The 19417-nt window shown below is 68.8% G+C and carries 18 protein-coding genes; 15 read left to right on the forward strand and 3 right to left on the reverse strand.

Annotation, left to right across the window (positions count from 1 at the left end):
• The 15 genes from ATE62_RS23710 to ATE62_RS19125 form a co-directional block, all read left to right on the forward strand.
• Positions 1 to 1417, forward strand: a 1417-nt coding sequence (locus ATE62_RS23710; protein WP_058818585.1) for a hypothetical protein, incomplete at its 5' end; no start/stop codon positions are given.
• Between the two features lie 88 nt (positions 1418 to 1505).
• Entirely contained in the window at positions 1506 to 4232 is a 2727-nt protein-coding gene (locus tag ATE62_RS19060) for a TonB-dependent receptor domain-containing protein (RefSeq protein ID WP_058809157.1), read from the forward strand.
• A gap of 284 nt (positions 4233 to 4516) precedes the next feature.
• On the forward strand, positions 4517 to 5386 hold the full coding sequence (locus tag ATE62_RS19065; protein WP_231736318.1) for a type II secretion system protein N: 870 nt from the start codon (positions 4517 to 4519) through the stop codon (positions 5384 to 5386).
• A gap of 6 nt (positions 5387 to 5392) precedes the next feature.
• Complete coding sequence (gspD, locus tag ATE62_RS19070) at positions 5393 to 7597, forward strand: type II secretion system secretin GspD (protein WP_058809159.1); 2205 nt, start codon at positions 5393 to 5395, stop codon at positions 7595 to 7597.
• Entirely contained in the window at positions 7594 to 9087 is a 1494-nt protein-coding gene (locus tag ATE62_RS19075; protein WP_058809160.1) for a GspE/PulE family protein, read from the forward strand. The genes gspD and ATE62_RS19075 overlap by 4 nt, the downstream gene beginning before the upstream one ends.
• Positions 9080 to 10294 (forward strand): type II secretion system inner membrane protein GspF, encoded by a 1215-nt coding sequence (gene gspF, locus ATE62_RS19080; RefSeq protein WP_058809192.1) that lies wholly within the window; start codon positions 9080 to 9082, stop codon positions 10292 to 10294. The genes ATE62_RS19075 and gspF overlap by 8 nt, the downstream gene beginning before the upstream one ends.
• Positions 10295 to 10296: 2 nt before the next feature.
• Positions 10297 to 10800 (forward strand): type II secretion system major pseudopilin GspG, encoded by a 504-nt coding sequence (gspG, locus tag ATE62_RS19085; RefSeq protein ID WP_082662902.1) that lies wholly within the window; start codon positions 10297 to 10299, stop codon positions 10798 to 10800.
• A 98-nt stretch (positions 10801 to 10898) separates the two neighbouring features.
• Entirely contained in the window at positions 10899 to 11342 is a 444-nt protein-coding gene (gspH, locus tag ATE62_RS19090) for a type II secretion system minor pseudopilin GspH (protein WP_231736319.1), read from the forward strand.
• On the forward strand, positions 11332 to 11697 hold the full coding sequence (gene gspI / locus ATE62_RS19095) for a type II secretion system minor pseudopilin GspI (protein ID WP_269433370.1): 366 nt from the start codon (positions 11332 to 11334) through the stop codon (positions 11695 to 11697). Before gspH ends, gspI begins: the two co-directional genes overlap by 11 nt.
• Positions 11694 to 12425 carry a GspJ family type II secretion system protein gene (locus tag ATE62_RS19100; RefSeq protein WP_082662903.1) on the forward strand — a complete coding sequence of 244 codons (732 nt, stop codon included), beginning with the start codon at positions 11694 to 11696 and terminating at the stop codon, positions 12423 to 12425. The genes gspI and ATE62_RS19100 overlap by 4 nt, the downstream gene beginning before the upstream one ends.
• On the forward strand, positions 12422 to 13429 hold the full coding sequence (gene gspK / locus ATE62_RS19105; protein WP_058809163.1) for a type II secretion system minor pseudopilin GspK: 1008 nt from the start codon (positions 12422 to 12424) through the stop codon (positions 13427 to 13429). Before ATE62_RS19100 ends, gspK begins: the two co-directional genes overlap by 4 nt.
• Before the next feature lies 1 nt (position 13430).
• Positions 13431 to 14576 carry a type II secretion system protein GspL gene (gspL, locus tag ATE62_RS19110; RefSeq protein ID WP_058809164.1) on the forward strand — a complete coding sequence of 382 codons (1146 nt, stop codon included), beginning with the start codon at positions 13431 to 13433 and terminating at the stop codon, positions 14574 to 14576.
• Complete coding sequence (gene gspM / locus ATE62_RS19115; protein ID WP_058809165.1) at positions 14573 to 15052, forward strand: type II secretion system protein GspM; 480 nt, start codon at positions 14573 to 14575, stop codon at positions 15050 to 15052. Before gspL ends, gspM begins: the two co-directional genes overlap by 4 nt.
• Positions 15052 to 15759, forward strand: coding sequence for a type II secretion system protein N (gspN, locus tag ATE62_RS19120; protein WP_058809166.1), 708 nt, complete (start codon positions 15052 to 15054; stop codon positions 15757 to 15759). The genes gspM and gspN overlap by 1 nt, the downstream gene beginning before the upstream one ends.
• A 3-nt stretch (positions 15760 to 15762) precedes the next feature.
• Complete coding sequence (locus ATE62_RS19125) at positions 15763 to 16533, forward strand: prepilin peptidase (RefSeq protein WP_058809167.1); 771 nt, start codon at positions 15763 to 15765, stop codon at positions 16531 to 16533.
• 34 nt (positions 16534 to 16567) lie between these two features.
• Here the strand turns inward: ATE62_RS19125 and pal are convergent, their stop codons facing one another.
• The 3 genes from pal to ATE62_RS19140 form a co-directional block, all read right to left on the reverse strand.
• Positions 16568 to 17086, reverse strand: coding sequence for a peptidoglycan-associated lipoprotein Pal (pal, locus tag ATE62_RS19130; protein ID WP_197411716.1), 519 nt, complete (start codon positions 17084 to 17086; stop codon positions 16568 to 16570).
• A 126-nt stretch (positions 17087 to 17212) separates the two neighbouring features.
• Complete coding sequence (tolB, locus tag ATE62_RS19135; protein ID WP_058809168.1) at positions 17213 to 18583, reverse strand: Tol-Pal system beta propeller repeat protein TolB; 1371 nt, start codon at positions 18581 to 18583, stop codon at positions 17213 to 17215.
• A 2-nt stretch (positions 18584 to 18585) separates the two neighbouring features.
• Positions 18586 to 19410, reverse strand: a complete 825-nt coding sequence (locus ATE62_RS19140; protein ID WP_058809169.1) for a hypothetical protein — start codon at positions 19408 to 19410, stop codon at positions 18586 to 18588.
• Positions 19411 to 19417 lie beyond the last annotated feature (7 nt).

Here is a 19417-nt window from a genome sequence, read left to right on the forward strand (position 1 = left end):
CACGCCGACCCCGACCGGCGTCACCCCCGCCGCGAGCTGCCCGACCATCGCCGGCCCCGCGCTGACCGACCTCGGCACCATCACCGGCCCGCAGGGCACCTGGCGCAACTGCGGCTTCCCCGCGCGCTTCACCGCCACCACCGCGATCCCGAAGGTCGCTGGCGTGATCTATTCGCTGCCCGGCCGCGTCGATGTCGGCACGGATCAGGGGCCGACCGAAGATGCGGGCGATGCTGCCGACGTCACGCTGACGATCGATCCGGGTGTCACCATCTTCGGTTCGACTGGCGTGTCCTTCCTCGTCGTCAACCGCGGCAACAAGATCGACGCGGTCGGCACCCCGGCGCAGCCGATTGTCTTTACCGGCCGCGGCAACGTCGTCGGCTCGGCGACCGACGACATCTCGCAGCTGTGGGGCGGCGTCGTGCTGCTCGGCCGCGCGCCGGTCACCGACTGCCTTGCGCCGGGCGCGACGCCGGGGACCAACGCCTGCGAACGCGATACCGAAGGTGCGTCGGGTGCTTTGTACGGCGGCGAACTCGTCGCCGATAATTCGGGGCGCATGTCGTTCGTCCAGATCCGCTACTCGGGCTTCAACCTGACCCCGAACAGCGAGCTGCAGGGTCTGACCCCCTCGGGCACCGGTTCGGGCACGGTGATCGAGAATATCCAGGTCCATAACAGCTCGGACGACGGCATCGAAGTGTTCGGCGGTCGCGTCAACATGCGCAACCTGGCGATCACCGGCGCCGAGGACGACGGCCTCGACACCGACGTCGGCTATAAGGGCAACGTCCAGTTCCTGCTGGCGGTGCAGCGTGCCGGCGGCGCGGTCGGCGACTCGATGCTCGAGATCGACTCGAACGGCAACGAAGACACGACCCCGCGCCAGAATGTCGCGTTGTCGAACTTCACCTTCATCCACCGCAACAATGCGGCCAGCAACGCGGCGACGGTGCTGATCCGCGGCGGCGCCGACTATCGCTTCATGAACGGCGTGATCGCGGCGCCGGGCATCTCGTGCATCCGCATCAACTCGGCGACCACCGTGCAGACCGCGGGTCCCGACGAAGCCGGCCCGCCGAAGTTCGACTCGGTCAACATGCAGTGCGGCGGCACCAGCGCCTTCACCGGCTCGGGCGGCGTCACCAACGACCAGGTCGCGGCGATCTTCAACGCGGGTACGAACAACAATTCGACCTTCGTCCCGACGCTGGCCAGCGTGTTCATCAACGGCTCGGCCGAAACCGCCCGCCCGGCGTTCAACCCCGTTCCGATCAACGCCTTCTTCGTGAACGCGGGTTATGTCGGCGCGGTGCGCGACGCCGCCGACACGCGCTTCCAAGGCTGGACCTGCAACTCGGCCACGGCGAACTTCGGTTCGTCGAGCGGTGCCTGCACGGCCATCCCCGTCTGACGCGCCGACGTCCGAATATAGGGGCGGGGCGCACCGACGGCGGAGCGCCCCGCCCCCTATCCCATCTGCAAACAGGGGTTTTTTGATCATGACCACGCGGCCGCTCTTCGCCAGCCTGCTGCTTATCTCGTCGGCTCTGGTGTCCCCCGCGGCGCTGGCGCAGGACGCCGGGCCCGCGGGCGACAGCGTCCAGTCGACGCCGCCGACCGAGGATGTCGCACAGCCCGCGACCGATGCGGCGCCGGGCGACGTCCCCGCCGAAGAAGAGCCCGACGTCTCGATCCCCGGCGGTGCGGACGCTGAAATCGTCGTCACCGGCCGCTATACTCCGAACATTGTTCGCGCGACGCCCGAGGTGGTGTCGGTGCTCTCGTCGGCCGACATCGCGCGCACCGGCGAAGGCGACATCTCGGGCTCGCTGCAGCGCGTCACCGGCCTGTCGGTCGTCGGCGGCGGCTTCGTCTATGTCCGCGGCCTCGGCGACCGTTATTCGCTGGCGCTGCTCAACGGTTCGCCGCTGCCCAGCCCCGAGCCGTTGAAGCGCGTCGTCCCGCTCGACATCTTCCCCTCGAACGTCATCGATTCGACGCTCGTTCAGAAAAGCTATTCGGTGAACTTCCCCGGCGAGTTCGGCGGCGGCGTGATCAACCTCACGACCAAGTCGACTCCGCGCGAAAGCTTCCTGACCTTCTCGGGCGGCATTGGCTGGGACAGCGAGACGACCAACGAGCTTGGCTATACCTATTATGGCAGCGACACCGACTGGACGGGCTTCGATGACGGCACGCGCGACGTCCCGCCGCTGCTCAGCGCGGCCTTCGCCAGCGGCAAGCCCATCCTCGAAGGCGCCGACTTCAGCCAGACCAATCTCGAAGCGATGGCGATGGAGCTGTCGAACGCCCCGACGACCTTGCTGCAGCAGAACAACCATATCCCGGTCAACTGGTCTGCCGGTGTCACCGGCGGGCTCAATTTCGCGCTGCCCGACGGCGAACTCGGCATCATTGCGACCGCCGGGATCAGCAACAAGTGGCGCACCCGCGACACGCTCCAGCAGACCTCGCTCGACCCCGATCTCGAAGGGCCGCCGCAGACCGATTTCCAACGCGTCATCACCGACAATCGTATCGTCGTGAACGGCCTGCTCGGTTTCGGCCTCGAACTCGGTGATCACAAGTTTCGCTGGACCAGCCTCTATATCCGCGACACGCTGAAGCAGGCGCGCCTGGGGCTGGGCAGGGATCAGAATGTTCCCGATCGCGAAACCATGGTGCAAGACACCGCCTGGTACGAACGCCAGCTGATCAACACCCAGCTGGTCGCCGAATTCGACTTCGACCAGCTCCAGCTCGACCTGCGCGGCGGCTATGCCAATTCGCAGCGTGAGGCGCCCTATGAGCGCAGCTTCACCTATATCCGCTCCAACCTGCCACTGGCGCAGGATCCGGTCGGCGACAAGTTCGTCAACGACCTCGGCGGCAACCGCGGCAGCGCGACGATCGCCTTTTCGGACCTGAACGAGGATCTGTGGTCGGGCGGCGTCGATCTCAGCTATGAACTGGCACCCAGCATTACCGCCAGTGTCGGCTATGCCTATAGCGACACCCACCGCGTCGCGGTGCGCCGCGCCTTCCAGTTCCGCGCGGCGAACCTGCCGATTCCGGTGCAGCAATTGCGCCCCGATTTCCTTCTCTCCGATGCGTCGATCCAGCTCTACGACATCACGCTTGTCGAAACCTCGGCGCAGGACGGAACGGCCGCGTTCGACGCGAATCTCACGACCCATGCAGGCTATGCGCAGGTGCAGGCCGAACTGACGTCGGGGGTGAACGTCAATGCCGGCGTCCGCTACGAGGATGCAAAGCAGACGGTCTCGCCGATCGACCTGTTCAACACGGGCGGTAACGCCATCGCCGTGACCGACCTCAACAACGACTATTGGCTGCCCGCGGTCACGCTGACCTGGGAAGTCGCACCCGACATGCAGCTCCGGCTCAACGGGTCGAAGACGATTGCGCGCCCGCAGTTCCGCGAACTGATCGCGCAAATCTATCAGGACCCCGAATCGAACCGCCAGTTCCGCGGCAACCCGTCGCTGACCGACAGCGAACTGATGAATGTCGAACTGCGCTACGAATGGTATTTTGCCAAGGATCAGCGGTTCACCGCTGCGGGCTTCTACAAGAAGATCGACAATCCGATCGAGGCGTACACCTCGATCAGCACCGACTCGGTCGCCAATACCAGCTTCGCCAACGCGCCCGAGGCGACGCTTTACGGCGCCGAAGTCGAGGTGCAGAAATATGTCCCGCTCGACGGACTGGGCGAATCGGCGTTCTGGCAAAGCCGCCGCCTGGTGCTGATCGGCAACTATACCTGGACGAAGTCGGAAATTAAGGTCGGCGATGGTGATACCACGGTGATCAACGGTGTCGAACTCGACGCGAGCGACTTCTTCTTCGACGGCTCGCCGCTCACGGGGCAGTCGGACCATCTGGTCAATGTCCAGATCGGGCTCGAGGATCAGGACAATTTGTCGCAACAGACGCTGCTGCTGACCTATGCCAGCCCGCGCGTCACTAGCCGCGGTCCGTCGGGCCAGCCCGACATTCGCGAAAAGCCGGGAATCCAGCTCGATTTCGTTGCGCGGCAGGGTTTTGCCGTTTTCGGCAAGGACATCGAACTCAAGTTCGAGGCGCGCAACCTGACGGGGCGCAAATATCAGGAAGTGCAGGAAAATGCCGAAAGCCGCATCTTCCTCAACCGCTACAAGCTCGGCCGCACCTTCTCGCTGAGCGCGTCGCTGAAGTTCTGAGGCGTGGTACGCCCTCCCCTTCAGGGGAGGGCAGCGAGACTTGGCGGCTTGCCGCCTAGTCGCAGCGGGTAGGGGCCCGAGGCCTTGCGCGAGGCCGACGGCCCCACCCCGACCCCACCCCTGAAGGGGAGGGGCTTACGTGCGGCGAGCCGCCTCAGGCCGGACTCGCCCCTCTGTCAAAAAACTGTAATCTTCCCGTCAGCTGATTGTCACCGATCGCCCCTAGGCGATTCGCGAGACGCAATTTCAGGCGGGGGTAAGACGGGCTTTTCATGGCGACGCTGATGTCCGGATCGGCCGTGCGGGGCCCGCGTGCGCTGCCCGCGTGGTTGCGGCTGCGCAGCCGCTCGCCGCGCGCGACAGGACCGCTGCTGCTGATCGGCCTGCTGGCGCTGCTGCTCGCGGTACAGGCGGTGCGGCTGGTCTGGACGCTCGTCACCCCGCTGTCGCCGCTCGGCGCGTGGCAGCCGCAGACCGCGGTGATTGCCTCGCCCGCCGAACGCCGCGCGCTGTTCGCGAGCTTCGATCCCTTTTTCCGTACCGGCGGGCAGGGCCCCGCGAGCGCCACCGTCACCGCGCTCGGCCTCACCCTGTTCGGCGTGAACATCAACGAGGCGACCGGCGGCGGCTCGGCGATCATCGCGGGCGAGGATGGCATCCAGACCAGCTATGCCGTCGGCGAGGAAATCGCGCCGGGGGTCAAGCTCGTGGGGGTCGCCTTCGACCATGTGCTGCTCGACCGTGGTGGCGCGCGCGAAAGCCTGTTCCTCGACCAGAGCGGCGACGCCGCGGTCGCGGCGCCCGCCACCCCGCTGCCCGCCCCGACGCAGGTCGGTGCGCCCGCCGCCGCCGATCCCAATGCCGTTGCGGGCGAACTCTCGCCCGCCGCGCTGAAAGCCGGGGTCGGCTTCGCGCCGCGCAGCGAGAATGGCAAGGTCACCGGCGTGGTCGTCCAGCCGCAGGGCGACGGCGCGACCTTCCGCGCCGCGGGCCTGCGCCCCGGCGACGTCGTGCGCGGTATCAACGGTCGCCCCATCGGATCGGCGAGCGACGCCGCGGCGCTCGCCAGCCAGTTCGCACCGGGTGCGCGCATCTCGCTCGAAATCGAGCGCGGGGCGCAGGTCATCCCGATCGCCATCTTTGTGTCGAAGTAAGGCTCTATGCGTCTCAAACTGTCCCTGATGCTTGCCGCCGCGCTGGTTTCCGCCGCGCCGCTCCCGGCGCTCGCGCAATATTCGCTGAACGTCCGCGACGCCGACATCCGCGCCTTCATCCAGGATGCCGCGCGCATTACCGGGCGCACTTTCGTCATCGACGGCCGCGTCAACGGCAAGGTGTCGGTCGTCACCGACCGGCCGCTGTCGCGCAGCGAATATTTCGAGATTTTCCTCGCGACGCTGCGTTCCAACGGCCTCGTCGCAGTGCCGGGGCCCAACGGCGCCTATCGCATCCAGCCGATCGACGGCGCCGCGGCGCAGCCCGGCCGCATCGGCGGCAGCGGCGCGGCGCAGAACCAGTTCGTGACCGAGATCATCCGCCTCCGCCACATCGACGCCGTCGCGGCGGTCGAAACGCTGCGCCCGCTGGTCAGCCCGCAGGGCTCGCTCACCGCGAACCGCAACGCCAACAGCCTCGTCGTCGCCGACTTCGCCGACAATATCCGCCGCATCCGCGCGCTCGCAAACAGCATCGACCGCGATACCTCGACCAGCCAGATCGTCACGCTCAAGAACGCCGGCGCGCGCGAGATCGCCGCCGCGCTGCAGGCGCTCGTCCCGGCGGCGGGCGAGGGGGCGCAGTCGCCCGTCGCGATCGTGCCGATCGACAGCAGCAATGCGATCGCGCTCCGCGGCGACCAGGCGCTCGTCGCGCGCTTCGTTTCGATGGCGAACGACCTCGACGCCAAGGCGGCGGGCGGCACCGAGCTCCGCGTCTACTGGCTCCAGCACGCCAATGCCGAGACCTTGCTGCCGACGATCCAGCAGCTCGTCGGCGGCGGCAGCGACCCGGCGCAGAAGGCCGGCCTGCCCCCCGCGACCTCGTCCTCCTCGTCGTCCAGCGGCGGCACCTCGGCGCCGAGTGCCGCGCCCGCCGCAGCGACGCCGACGTCGGTCAGCGGCGCGGGCGGCAGCATCGCGACGCGCGGCCCCGCGATCGTCACCCGCTACGAGGGCGCCAACGCGATCATCGTCGCAGCGAACAGCGACGTGCAGCGCATGCTCGGCGAGCTGATCCGCCAGCTCGACAGCCGCCGCGAACAGGTGCTGGTCGAGGCTATCGTCGTTGAAATCGGTGACAGTGCGGCGAAGCAGCTCGGCGTGCAATTCCTCTTGGGCGGCAAGAATATCCCCTTCGCCGCGACGAGCTACAGCAACGCTTCGCCGAACATCCTGACGCTCGGCGGCGCCTTCGCCGCGAACGAGCTGTCGCAGGACACGACGACGGTGAACGGCAACACCACGACGACGACGACGGGCAGTTCGTTCGGCAATACGCTGCAGGAAGCCGCGGCGGCGCAGCTGCTCCAGGCGACCGGAGGCTTTGCGGGCTTTGCCGGCGATATCGGCAAGAACACGGTGTTCGGCGCGATCATCAACGCGGTGAAGTCCGACACGACGTCGAACCTGCTCGCGACCCCGCATATCGTCACGCTCGACAATCAGGCCGCGAAATTCCTCGTCGGGCAGGAAGTGCCGATCACGACGGGCGAGGCGCTCAGCGACAATTTCGACAACGCCTTCCGCACCGTCCAGCGCGAAGAGGTCGGCATCAAGCTGGAAGTCACGCCGCAGGTCAACGGCGCGGGCGAGGTCAAATTGTTCCTGCGCCAGGAAGTGTCGAGCGTCGCGGGGCCGGTGTCGTCGCGCAACAGCGACCTCATCCTCAACAAGCGCTCGTTCGAGACCGTGCTGACCGTCGACGACGGCGAGATCCTGGCGATCGGTGGGCTGCTCAACGACGACGAGCGCAAGACGATCGAGCGCATCCCGCTGCTGAGCGACATCCCGCTGATCGGCGAGCTGTTCAAGTCGCGCAGCCGCAGCCGCGCCAAGACCAACCTGATGGTCTTCATCCGCCCGACGATATTGCGCAGCCGCGAGGACAATGCCGCGCTCACCGCGCGCCGCTATGGTTATGTCCGCGACGTCCAGCTGCGTCGCAACCCGAACGAGGAACCCGCGATCGACACGCTGGTACGCGACTATATGGGGACGACCCCGCCCGCGCCGCCGAGCCCGAGCGACGTCACCGTCGGCCCCGTCGACCTGCCCGCGCTGCGCGCCCCCGAGGGGACGGTCACGACCACCGACGTCCCGCCCTCGATCTCGAACGCGCCCGCGCCGCCCCCCGGAGACTATCCGTGACCGATCCCGAACCGATCGCCGCTCCCCCGGCGCCGGTCGACATCCCTTATGCCTTCGCGCGCACCCACGGCGTCGTCATCGCGCCCGGCGAGGGCGGCGTGTGGCTCGCGACCCTGCGCGAGGGCAGCGACCCCGCGGTGCTGATCGAGGTGAAGCGCTATCTCGCCGCGCCGCTCAAGGTCGCAACCGCGGGCACCGCCGATTTCGACCGGCTGCTGTCGGACCATTATGCCGTCGACGCCTCGGCCGCCGCGATGGCGGGCTCGCTCGACGGCAGCGACCTCGAACTCGGCATCCCGAGCGCCGAGGATCTGCTCGACAGCGCCGACGACGCCCCCGCGATCCGCCTGATCAACGCGATCATCGCCGAAGCGGTGCGCCAAGGCGTCAGCGACATCCATATCGAACCCTATGAGAGCGGGCTCGTCGTGCGCATGCGCACCGACGGCGTGCTGCGCGAGCATCTGCGCATGCCGCCGCACGTCGCGCCCGTCGTGGTTAGCCGCATCAAGGTGATGGCGCGCCTCGACATCGCCGAGCGCCGCGTGCCGCAGGACGGGCGCATCGCGCTGACGCTGGCGGGCAAGGCGGTCGACGTCCGCGTCTCGACCTTGCCGAGCCGCGCGGGCGAGCGCGTGGTGATGCGTATCCTCGACAAGGATACCGCGGGCATCGACTTCGACGTCCTCGGCCTCGCGGGCGCCGCCGACCAGATTTTGCGCGAGGCGCTCGCCGAGCCCAATGGCATCATCCTCGTCACCGGCCCGACAGGTTCGGGCAAGACGACGACGCTTTACGCGGCGCTCAAGCAGCTCAACGACGGCCAGCGCAACATCCTGACCGTCGAGGACCCGGTCGAATATGCCGTCGACGGCGTCGGCCAGACGCAGGTGAATGCCAAGGTCGGGCTCGATTTCGCCGCGGGCCTCCGCGCGATCCTGCGCCAGGATCCCGACGTCGTGATGGTCGGCGAAATCCGCGACCGCGAGACCGCCGATATCGCGGTGCAGGCGTCGCTCACCGGCCACCTCGTGCTCTCGACCGTGCACACCAATGATGCGGTGGGCGCGATCACGCGCCTCAAGGACCTCAAGGTCGAGCCCTTCCTGCTCGCCTCGACCTTGCGGGCGGTGCTGGCGCAGCGGCTGGTGCGCAAGCTCTGCGATCATTGCCGCGAGCCGGTGCAGGCCGACAACAGCATCGCCGCGATGCTGGGGCTCGACATCGGCACCGTCGTCTGGAAGCCCAAGGGCTGCGACGCGTGCGGCGGCACCGGCTTCAAGGGCCGCGTCGGGGTGTTCGAGGCGATCAAGGTCGACGAGACCGTGCGCCGCTACATCTACGCCGGCGGCGACGAGGCGATGATCGCGAAACACGCCTTCCTGAAGGCGCCGACGCTGGCGTCGGCGGCGCGCGCGATGGTTGCCAAAGGGCTGACCACGCCCGAGGAAGCGATCCGCATCGCGCGGCGCGAGGATGTCGATGCCTGATTATCGCTATGTGGCGATCGATCCCCAGGGCCGCGAGCGCAAGGGGCGGCTGACCGCCGCGAACGACGATGCCGCGCGCGCCGACCTGATCCGCCGCAGCTTCCACATCGTCGCGGTCGAGCCGGCGGGGGCGAAACCCGCGGGCCGCGCGTTGCTCGCGTTTCGCCGCACGCGGCTCAGCAGCAAGGAACTCGCGCTCTTCACGCGCCAGCTCGCGACGCTCGCCGAGGTCGCGCCGCTCGAGGAAGCGCTGCGCACGCTGACGCGCCAGAGCGAGGCCGAAAGCGCGCGCGAGGTGATCGGCGACGTCCACGCCGGGCTGCTCGAAGGTCGCCGCCTCGCCGACGCTATGGCGCGCCAGCCCGCAAGTTTCCCGCCGCTCTATCGCGCGATGGTCGCCGCGGGCGAGACCACGGGCAGCCTGACCGTCATCCTCGCGCGGCTGGCCGACCTGCTCGAACGCCAGGCCGAGGTGCGCGGCAAGCTGATCGCGGCGCTTGCCTATCCGATCGTGCTCGCGGTGGTAGCGATCGGGGTCGTCGCGGCGCTGATGATCTTCGTCGTGCCGCGCGTCGTCGAGCAATTCACCGACACCGGCCAGCAATTGCCCTTCCTGACGCGTGCGGTGATCGCGGTGTCGAACTTCGCTGCCAACTGGTGGTGGCTGATCGCGCTGCTGCTCGCCGCGGGTGCCTTCGGCTGGGTCGCGGCGATGCGCCGCCCGGCGTTCAAGGCGCGCGTCGATGCGCGGTTGCTGCGCCTGCCCTTGCTCGGACGGCTGCTGCGCGATCTCTATGCGGCGCGGTTCGCGCGCACGCTATCGACGATGGTGTCGAGCCGGCTGCCGCTCGTCGAGGGGCTCAAGCTCACCGTGCCGACGATCCGCAACGCCGCGCTCGCCGGCGCGACCGCGACGATCGTCGATCAGGTGCGCGCGGGCGGCGGGCTTTCCGCCGCGCTGCGCGATGCCGGGGTCTTCCCGCCCCTGCTCGTCTATATGACCGCGAGCGGCGAAAGCGCGGGACGGCTCGAGGTGATGCTCGAGCGCGCCGCCGACTATCTCGAGCGCGAGTTCGATCGTTTTACCGCCGCGTCGATGGCGCTTCTCGAACCTGTCATAATTGTCGTTATGGGGTCGTGCGTCGCCCTCATCATCCTCGCCATCCTGCTCCCGATCCTCCAGTTGCAGAACCTAGCCGGACTTTGAAAATGTCGCTGATGAAGCTATTCTTTCGCCTGATGCTCGATCCGTCCTTCACCAATCAGGCGCGCCCCGCCCGCCGTCGCAAAAGCGACGAGCGCGGTTTCACCCTCACCGAACTGATGGTCGTGATCTTCATCATCGGCCTGCTCGCGACGGTGGTGATGATCAACGTCCTGCCCAGCCAGGACAAGGCGATGGTGACCAAGGCCAAGGCCGATATCGCGACGCTGGAAACCGCGCTCGAACAATATCGGCTCGACAATCTGACCTATCCGGCGTCGGGCGACGGTCTCAATGCGCTGAAGGTCGCGCCGCCCGCGCTGGCGCAGCCCGAACGTTACCGCCGCGGCGGCTATATCAAGGCGCTGCCGCAGGATCCGTGGGGCCGCCCCTATAATTACCAGGCGCCGGGCGCGAACGGAAAGGCGTTTGATATCTGGTCGATGGGCGCCGACGGCGCGCCGGGCGGGACCGACGAAAATGCGGATATCCGCAGCGACAGCCAATAAATAGGGACAGTCCCTATTTAATTGAGGACGGGCCGATCGAACAATCGTCAGCCTTGGGATTAAATAGGGACTGTCCCTATTTATTTACGCGACGGCGCGTGCGCGAACGCGGCTTCACCCTCGTCGAACTGATGGTCGTGCTCGCGATCATGGCGCTCGCCGCGACCGCGGTGGTGCTGACGATCCCGGGGGAAGAGCGCAGCGTGCGCAGCGAGGCCGACCGCCTCGCCGCGCGCCTCGCCGCGGCGCGCGACGTCGCGGTGATCGAGGGGCGCAGCGTGTCGGTCAATTTTGCGCCCTCGGGCTATGGCTTCGAACGCCGCGTCGCGGGCGAATGGCAGGCGCTGCCCGGGCGCAGCTTCGAACAGCGGAACTGGCCGTCGGACGTGCGCTTCGTCGCGGGCAATGGGCAGGGCGCAGCGCGCATATTGTTCGACCGCGTCGGGACCAGCCCGACGCCGCAGGCGCTGCTACTCGCGGGCGGCGACGCGCGCGAGGTCGTGCGCGTGTCTGCCACGGGGGAGATCAGCCGTGGCGAATAGGGGCGAAGGCGGATTTACGCTGCTCGAAATGCTGGTCGCGCTCAGCATCATCAGCATCGCGGCGCTGACGCTCGTGCGGCTCGACGCCTTTGCGGTGCGCACCGCGGGCGACCTCGACAAAAGCACGATGGCGGGCATCGTCGCGCAGAACCGCGCGGTCGAGCTGTGGACCGACCCCGCCCCGCCGACGATCGGCAACAGCGCGGTCGGCGTGGCGAACGCCGGGCGCAACTGGCGCGTCGAGCAGCGCGTCAGCAAGACCGCCGACGACAGCCTGCTGCGCATCGACCTGGTCGTCCGCCCCGAAAGCGGCAGCGGGCAGGCGGCGCTGACGATCATCAGGCCCAGCCGATGAGAGATCGCGATTACTCCCTTCCCCCGTTCGCCCTGAGCTTGTCGAAGGGCTGTTCTTTCTTTCGAGCGTCGAAAGACAAGAGCGGTGCTTCGACAAGCTCAGCACGAACGGATTGGGGGGCATGTCCGAACGGCTTCACCCTCGTCGAGATGCTCGTCGCACTGTCGCTGTTCGCGGCGATCGCGGCGATGGGCGTCGGTCTGCTGCGCAGCAGCGTCGATACGCAGGATGCGGTGCAGGAGCGGCTGAAGGCGATGAGCGGGGTCAACCGCGTTCGCGCGCTGATGGCGAATGACCTCGCGCAGGCGCTGCCGCGGGCGACGCGCGGGGCCTCGGGCGAGATGATCCCTGCCTTTGCCGGGTCCGAAACGGGCTTCGCGCTCGTCCATGGCGGCGCGGGATCGCTCGAGGCCGGGGCGCGGCCCAATGTCGAGCGCGTCGCTTATGCCTTCACCGGCGGCGAGTGGCGCCGCGCGGTGCAGCCGATGCTCGACGGCACGCCGCTCGGCGACGGCGACCGGCTGGTCGGCGAGGTGACCGGCGTCGCGATCCGCTACCGCGACGACCAGGGGCAATGGGGCGGGAGCTGGAACAGCGAGCCTGGCGACCGCCTGCCGCGCGCGGTCGAGGTACGGCTGACGCGCCGCGGCGGCGCGCCGCTGACGATGCTGTTCCTGACCGCGCCTGCGCCGCCGCCGTCGCTGCCGCTCGGGACGCCCGCGCCATGATCCGCCGCGCACCCGGTGAACGCGGCGCGGCGCTGCTCAGCGTGCTGCTGCTCGTGTCGGTGATGGCGGTGATCGCTGCGACCGCGCTCGACCGGCTGACGCTTGCGACGCGCATCGCGGGCAGCGCGGCGACGGTCGATCAGGGGCGGGCCTATGCCTTCGCCGCCGAGGAGATCGCGATGCGCCGCGTCGCCGACCTCGTCGGGCGCGACAAGGCGAAGCTCACGCTCGCGGGCGACTGGCTCGGGCGCGATTTCACCTTGCCGCTGCCGAACGGGCAGGGGAGCGCGCGGCTGACCGACGCGAACAATTGCTTCAACCTCAACAGCCTGGTCGCCGAGACGGCGCCGGGGCGCTTCAGCCAGCGGCCGGGGACGACGGGCCAGTTCGCCGAGTTGATGACCTTGGTCGGGATCAATGCCGACGAGGCGCGGATGATCGCGGGGGCGACCGCCGACTGGCTCGACAGCGACAGCGTCGACGGCCCGCTCGGCGCCGAGGACGGCGTCTATCGTTCGCTGCCCGGCGGCTATCTGCCCGCCAACCGCAAGATGGTCGACGCCAGCGAGTTTCGCGCGGTGCGCGGGGTGACTCCCGCCATCTATGCGCGGCTCAAACCCTGGATCTGCGTGCTGCCCGCGACCGAGCCGGTGAAGCTCAACATCAACACGCTTGCACCCGCGCAGGCGCCGCTCCTCGCGATGCTGCTGCCCGGGCAACTCGGCGTCGCCGATGCGCGCGCGGTGCTGGCGGCGCGTCCCGCGGGCGGCTATGGCAGCAGCGTGCGATTCTGGGAGTCCGGACCGCTCGCCCGCCTCGACCCGCCGACCGACGTCGCCGAGCAGGCGGGGGTGACGAGCCGCTGGCTGGCGCTGACGACCAATGTGACGATGGGGGATGGTTTCTTGACGGCAGAATCGCTCATCGACGCCTGGGGCGGCGCGCAAGCGGCGGGCGCCGCGCCGCCGGTGATCGTCCGGCGCGACTGGGGCGAATCCGACTGACATGGCGCGCACATTGCTTCTCTGGCTGCCGACGCAGGCGGCGCTGAACCGCGGCGACGCGCCCGAGCCCAGCTGGCTGCGCGTCGACGACGGGGTGATCGTCGATTCGGGGCAGGACGACGGCTGGGTCGACGCGTGGGAGCGGCCGCAGGAGGATCGCGGCGACGACCGGCTGGTCGCGCTCGCGCCCGCCGCCGACGTGCCGCTGCGCTGGCACCATTATCCCGACGCCGCGCCCGCGCAGGCGGCGGCGATCGCGCGGCTCGACACGCTGCGGACGAGCCTCGGCGATGCGGCGGCGCTGCATGTCGTCGCGGGGCAGCCCGCCGACGCCGGGCAGGCGGTGCCGGTGGCGGTGACGACGCATGCCGCGATGACCGCGTGGACCGACTGGCTGAAGGCGCAGGGGCTCGTTCCTGCGGCGATCATTCCCGCTGCGGCGACGGTGCCGCCGCCGGAAGCCGACAGCCTGTGGACCGCCGAACTCGGCCGCGAGCAGGTGCTGCGCACCGGCGACCGCGCCTTCGCCTCGGACCCCGAACTCGACCCGCTGATCGCCGCCGAGCGGCCGATCGTGCCGCTCGATGCCGACCGAATGCGCGAGGCTTTGCTGCTCTCGCTGGCCGCGCCGCCGCTCGATTTGCTCAGCGGCGCGTGGCAGCCGAAGCGCAGCTGGGCGATCGACCCCGCGATGGTCAAATGGATCAGGCGGCTCGCGACTGCGCTGGTCGCGGTGAGCCTGCTGATCCCGATCGTCTACGCGATCCGCGTCAACTCGGACATTTCGCGCGCCGACGAGGCCGTGGTCGCGAGCGCCAAGAAGGCGGGCATCACCGCGACCGACGCTGCGGCGGCCGAGGCCGAGATCGACCGGCGACTTGCGGCGGCGGGCGGCGGGCCGCTTGCCTTCTCGGTGCCCGCTTCGGCGCTCTACGATGCGATGCGCGATACGCCCGGCGTCGCGCTCAAGACGCTGTCGCACCGCACCGACGGCACGCTGACGACGACGCTCGCCGCGCCGCGCACCGAGGATCTGAACGCCGTGCTGCTCGCGCTGCAGGCGCGCGGCTACAAGGTCACCGCGCAGCCGATGGCGGGCACCGACGGCCAGCAGATGGCGAACATCACCGTGAGGGCCGTCCCATGAGCGAGCGCATCATGACCTGGTGGACCGGCCTGTCGCGCCGCGAACGCTGGCTCGTCGGAATCGCGGGTCTGCTCGCGCTCGGCGTCATCCTGTGGGGGCTGGGGCGCCCGGCCTATGCTGCCTTCGCCGATCTGGAGGCGCAGCACCGCGCCGCGATCGAGCGCGAGGGGCGCGTGGCGGCCAAGCTGCAACTGCTCGCGCGCAAGCCCGCGGGGCCGGCGCCGACCGTGATCGATGCGACGGTCGAGCAATATCTGACCCTGTCGGCCGGCGAGATCGGGCTGACGCTCGACCGCAACGAGGCGCGTGGGCCCGACCAGGCGACCGTCGCAATCGCGACCGCCAAGGCGCCCGTGCTCGCCGACTGGCTCGCCGGCCTCGAGGCGCAGGGCTTCGTCGTCGACCAGCTGACGATCACCCCGGGCAACGACGGCACGGTGGGCATGACGGCCGAGCTGCGGCGGGGAGCCAAGTGATGCGCCGCCGCGTCATCTTCGCCGCGCTGCTGATCGCGCTGATCGTGATCGCCGCGACCTTCCCGATGCGGCTCGCGCTCTCGCTCGCGGGCGCCGAGCGCTCGGGGCTGACCGCGCGCGAGGTCAACGGCTCGGTGTGGGCGGGCGAGCTGATCGAGGCGCGGCTGGGCGCGCTGCCGCTCGGCAATGTCCAAGCCAGCCTGTCGCCGCTCGCGCTGCTCGGCGGGGACGTCGAGCTCGCCTTCGCGCGGCCCGATGCGCGGCTCGGCGAGCTGGCGGGGCGACTCCATGGCAGCAACCCGCGCGGGGTCTCCGAGCTCAATGGCACGACCTCGCTGTCGGGCGGGCTGGGGCTCGTGCCCGTCGACAGCCTGCGTTTCGAGGGCGCGACGATCCGCTTCGACGAACGCGGGCGCTGCACCGCGGCGAGCGGGCGGCTCCAGCTCAGCGTCGGCACTTCGATCGCCGGGCTCGACCTGTCGCGCGGGCTGTCGGGGCCGCTGCGCTGTGCCGACGGGCGCGCGCAGGCGGTGCTGACCAGCCAGTCGGGTATGGAGCGGCTGACGCTCGGCTTCGACGGCAGCGGCGCGTACCGCGCCGAATTCGCGATCACCGCCGACGATCCGACGATGGCGTCCGTGCTCTCGGCGCTCGGCTTCCGCGCCGGCAATGGCGTTTTCGTGCTGGTCAGCACGGGCCGTTTCTAGACCATGGTCGCGGCGGTCGACGCCTTGCCCCTTGGCGCAGGCGTCGGGCTGGCGGCGCTGCTTGGGCTGGTGCTCGGCAGCTTTATCGCGACCATGGTGCTGCGCTGGCCCGATGGAAAGTCGGTGCTCGGGCGCTCGCAGTGCGACGCGTGCGAGCGCCCGCTCGGCGTCGTCGACCTCGTCCCGCTCGCTTCGGCGATCGTATTGCGCGGCCGCTGCCGGAGCTGCGGCGCGCGCATCAATCCCTTCCCTATGCAGGTCGAGCTCGCCTCGGGGCTGATCGGCGCGCTGGCGTTGACGATCCTGCCCGGTACCGCCGGCTGGCTCTGGGCGCTGTTCGGCTGGCTGCTGCTGCCGCTCGCCCTGCTCGACGCGCGCCATATGTGGCTGCCCGACCGGCTCAATGCTTTGCTCGCGATCGCCGGCCTGCTGCTCGCGGGTCCGATGCTGGCTACCCAGATGCTCGACCGCTGGATCGGCGCGCTTGTTGGCGGCGCGGCGCTCGCGCTGGTCGCCTTCGTTTTCAGGCGCCTGCGCGGCAGGGACGGCATGGGGGGCGGCGACCCCAAGCTGATGGCGGCGCTCGGCGCCTGGCTCGGCTGGCAGGCATTGCCGCTGACCCTGCTGCTCGCGAGCTTCGGCGGTCTGCTCTGGGCGCTCTTCACCCAAGGAAAAGGGGACCGGCCGCTTTCGTTGCGATCGGTCCCCTTCGGTACGTTCCTGGCAATCGCGGCTTGGGCCGCGGTGCCTTTGTGGCCGCTGCTGGCTGGATAGCCAGCACCTCCGACGTCAGTCGGAGAAAATATGCTCAGCGCTGGATGACGACGGTCACCGCGCGGCGGTTCTTGGCATAGGCTTCCTCGTTCGAGCCGAGTTCGGCCGGGCGTTCCTTGCCATAGCTGATCACCTCGATGCGCGACGGATCGACGCCGAGCGAGGCGAGATAGTTTTTCGCGGCATTGGCGCGGCGTTCGCCGAGCGCGAGGTTATAGTCGCGCGTGCCGCGTTCGTCGGCATGGCCCTCGAGCAGGACGCGCACCGCGGGGTTGCGCTGCAGCCACTGCGACTGGCTCGCCAGCGTCGCCTGGTCCTCGGCATCGACATTATACTGGTCGAAGCCGAAGAAGATGCGGTCCGACGAGACATTGTTGAGGAAGTCCTGCTGCGAGCCGGGGATCACGCCCGTGCCGCCGCCCGAATTGCCGCCGCTGCCGTCGTCGACGCCGTCGGGGTTGGGGGGCAGCACCTCGGGCGCCTTTTTCGAGCAAGCGCCCACGGCGAGCATTGCGATCGCGGCGATCATGGCGGTGGTTTTCCGTATCGTCATGTTGTCGTCCCTTTCGTGTTAATCCGGATGGTCCTGTTCAGGTCGGGATTAACCCATGTTGAACTCATGGTTCTAACCCGACCGCTCGATATTGGTTCCGCCGCGCAAAAAGCGCGGGTCGGCGCATTACGGCCGGATCGGGCCCCAGCTGGGGTCCGACCCGTCGCCGGGCGTCGGCAGCCGGCGCATGTTCACCCCGGTCAGGTCGACCTGCCACAGGCTCGACTTGCCCTCGCGCCCGCGCGAGGTGCGGAAGAATTGCAGCACACGGCCGTTGGGCGACCAGGTCGGCGCCTCGTCCTGCCAGTCGTTGGTGAGCAATCGCTCGCCGCCGCCCGAGGGGGTCATCACCCCGACGCGGAATTCGCCGCCGCCCATCTTGGTGAAGGCAATGAGGTCCCCGCGCGGCGACCATTCGGGGGTCGCATAGCGCCCGCCGCCGAAGCTGACGCGCTGCTGGTTCGACCCGTCGATGTTCATCGTATAGATTTGCTGGCCGCCCGAGCGATCGCTTTCGAAGACGATCTTCTTGCCGTCGGGCGAGAAGCTGCCGCCGACATCGATACCGGGATTGTTGGTCAGCCGCACCGGGGTGCCGCCCGATGCCGAGACGCGATAGATGTCGGTGTTGCCTGCGACCGCCATCGAAAAGAGGATCTGCGTCCCGTCGGGCGACCAGCGCGGCGCGAAGGTCGCGTTGCGGCTTTCGGTCACCAGCTTTTGCGACCCCGCATCGACGTCGTAGATGAAGACGCGGACGCGGTCCTGCAAATAGCTCACATAGACGATCTTCTTGTAATCGGGCGAGAAGCGCGGGCTCAGCGCGAGCGCCTGGCCGTTGGTGATGAAGCGGTGGTTGCCGCCGTCACTGTCCATGATCGCGAGCCGCTTGATGCGGTTCCCCTTGGGGCCGCTCTCGGCGATGTACGCGACGCGGCTGTCGAAGAAGGGCGATTCGCCCGACAGGCGCGAATAGATGGCGTCGGCGCATTTATGCGCGGCGCGGCGCCAGTCGCCCGGCTGAATCTCGAACCCCTGGCGCACCAGCTCGCTGCCGAGCTGGGTGTCGTAGAGGTAGCAGCCTACGACCAGCCCGCCGGTGCCGCTCGCCCGCACGAAACCGTGGACGACGTTTTCGGCGTCCTGCGCCTGCCAGTCGGCGAATCGCGGCGCGGTGACCTCGTTCATGGTGATCGCGCGGACGCTGCCGGGGCCGAGCGGCGCGTAGAGCCCGCTGCGCTCGAGGTCGGCGGCGATGACTTCGGCGATCTGGCGGCCGAGGCTGTCGGTGCGCAGCCCCGCGACGGTGGTCACCGCCGGCGTCGCGAGCGCGGGGACGGCGATCACGGTGCGGTCCTGCGAGAGCTCACCTTCCACGGTTTCGCTGAGGCGTGGCGCGGGCGCCGGTGTTGACGCTTCGGATGGCGTCTGGGCTGCGAGCGGCGCAGCGAAAGAGATCGAAAACGCCGTGGCGAGGAGGACTGTCTTTTTGGTCATAATTACCTCTTGAAGAAAGTCAGCTCGGCTTCTTTCCAGAAGCTGTAGCTATCATCGGGAAGCTCGGTGAACGGAGCTGCGAGTTCGACGGCGCGCTTGGCACATTCTTGGTGACGTGCGACCTGAAACTGATTGCTTTCATTCTGCCCGGTCGTGACCACACTCGTAAACCCGGCGAGAGCGCCCGACGGTGTGAGTTTGAACTCAACCTTGGTCCGCAACAGATTCACGTCGAGGCCGGAGACCTTGCAACCGTTCCACTTCGGCCGAACCTTGGCATTGATGCTGGCATCGATGGACTGGCGCACCTCGGCGGCGGTCTTCGCGGCGGGAGCGCCCTTGCTCGGCGACTTGGTCGGCTCGCGGCCCAGCCCGTCGACGATGCCGTCGAGCCGTCCGGTCGGGCGGACGCCCGCCTTTTTGGTCGGCGTCTTGGGGGCGGCCTTGGGCGCCGCTTTCTGCACCGCGGGCGGCACCTTTTTCGCCGGGGGCGGGGTTTTCGGGCGAGCGACCTGCTTGGGCGTCGGAGCCGGGGTCGGGCGCACGACGGGTTCGGGCAGCGGCGGGGTCGGCTGCGGCTCGGGCGCGGCGATATCGACCGCATCCTCCTCGCCCAGCCGCGCCGCGGGGGGCGTGTCGCTGATCACCGGTGCGCTCGACTCGGCCGCGGTCTCGGCGACCAGGTCGACCTCCATCGGCGGATTGTCGAAGCGCCGCTCGCCGGCGGTCCATTGCACCGAGAGCAGCCCGATGATCAGGACGTGCGCGACCACCGCGATGGCGATGCCGCGTGCTTCGTTGCCGGAGACTGCCCGTGTTGCCGCCATGATGTCA

The sequence above is a fragment of the Sphingopyxis sp. HIX genome (assembly GCF_001468285.1).
Lineage (GTDB): Bacteria > Pseudomonadota > Alphaproteobacteria > Sphingomonadales > Sphingomonadaceae > Sphingopyxis.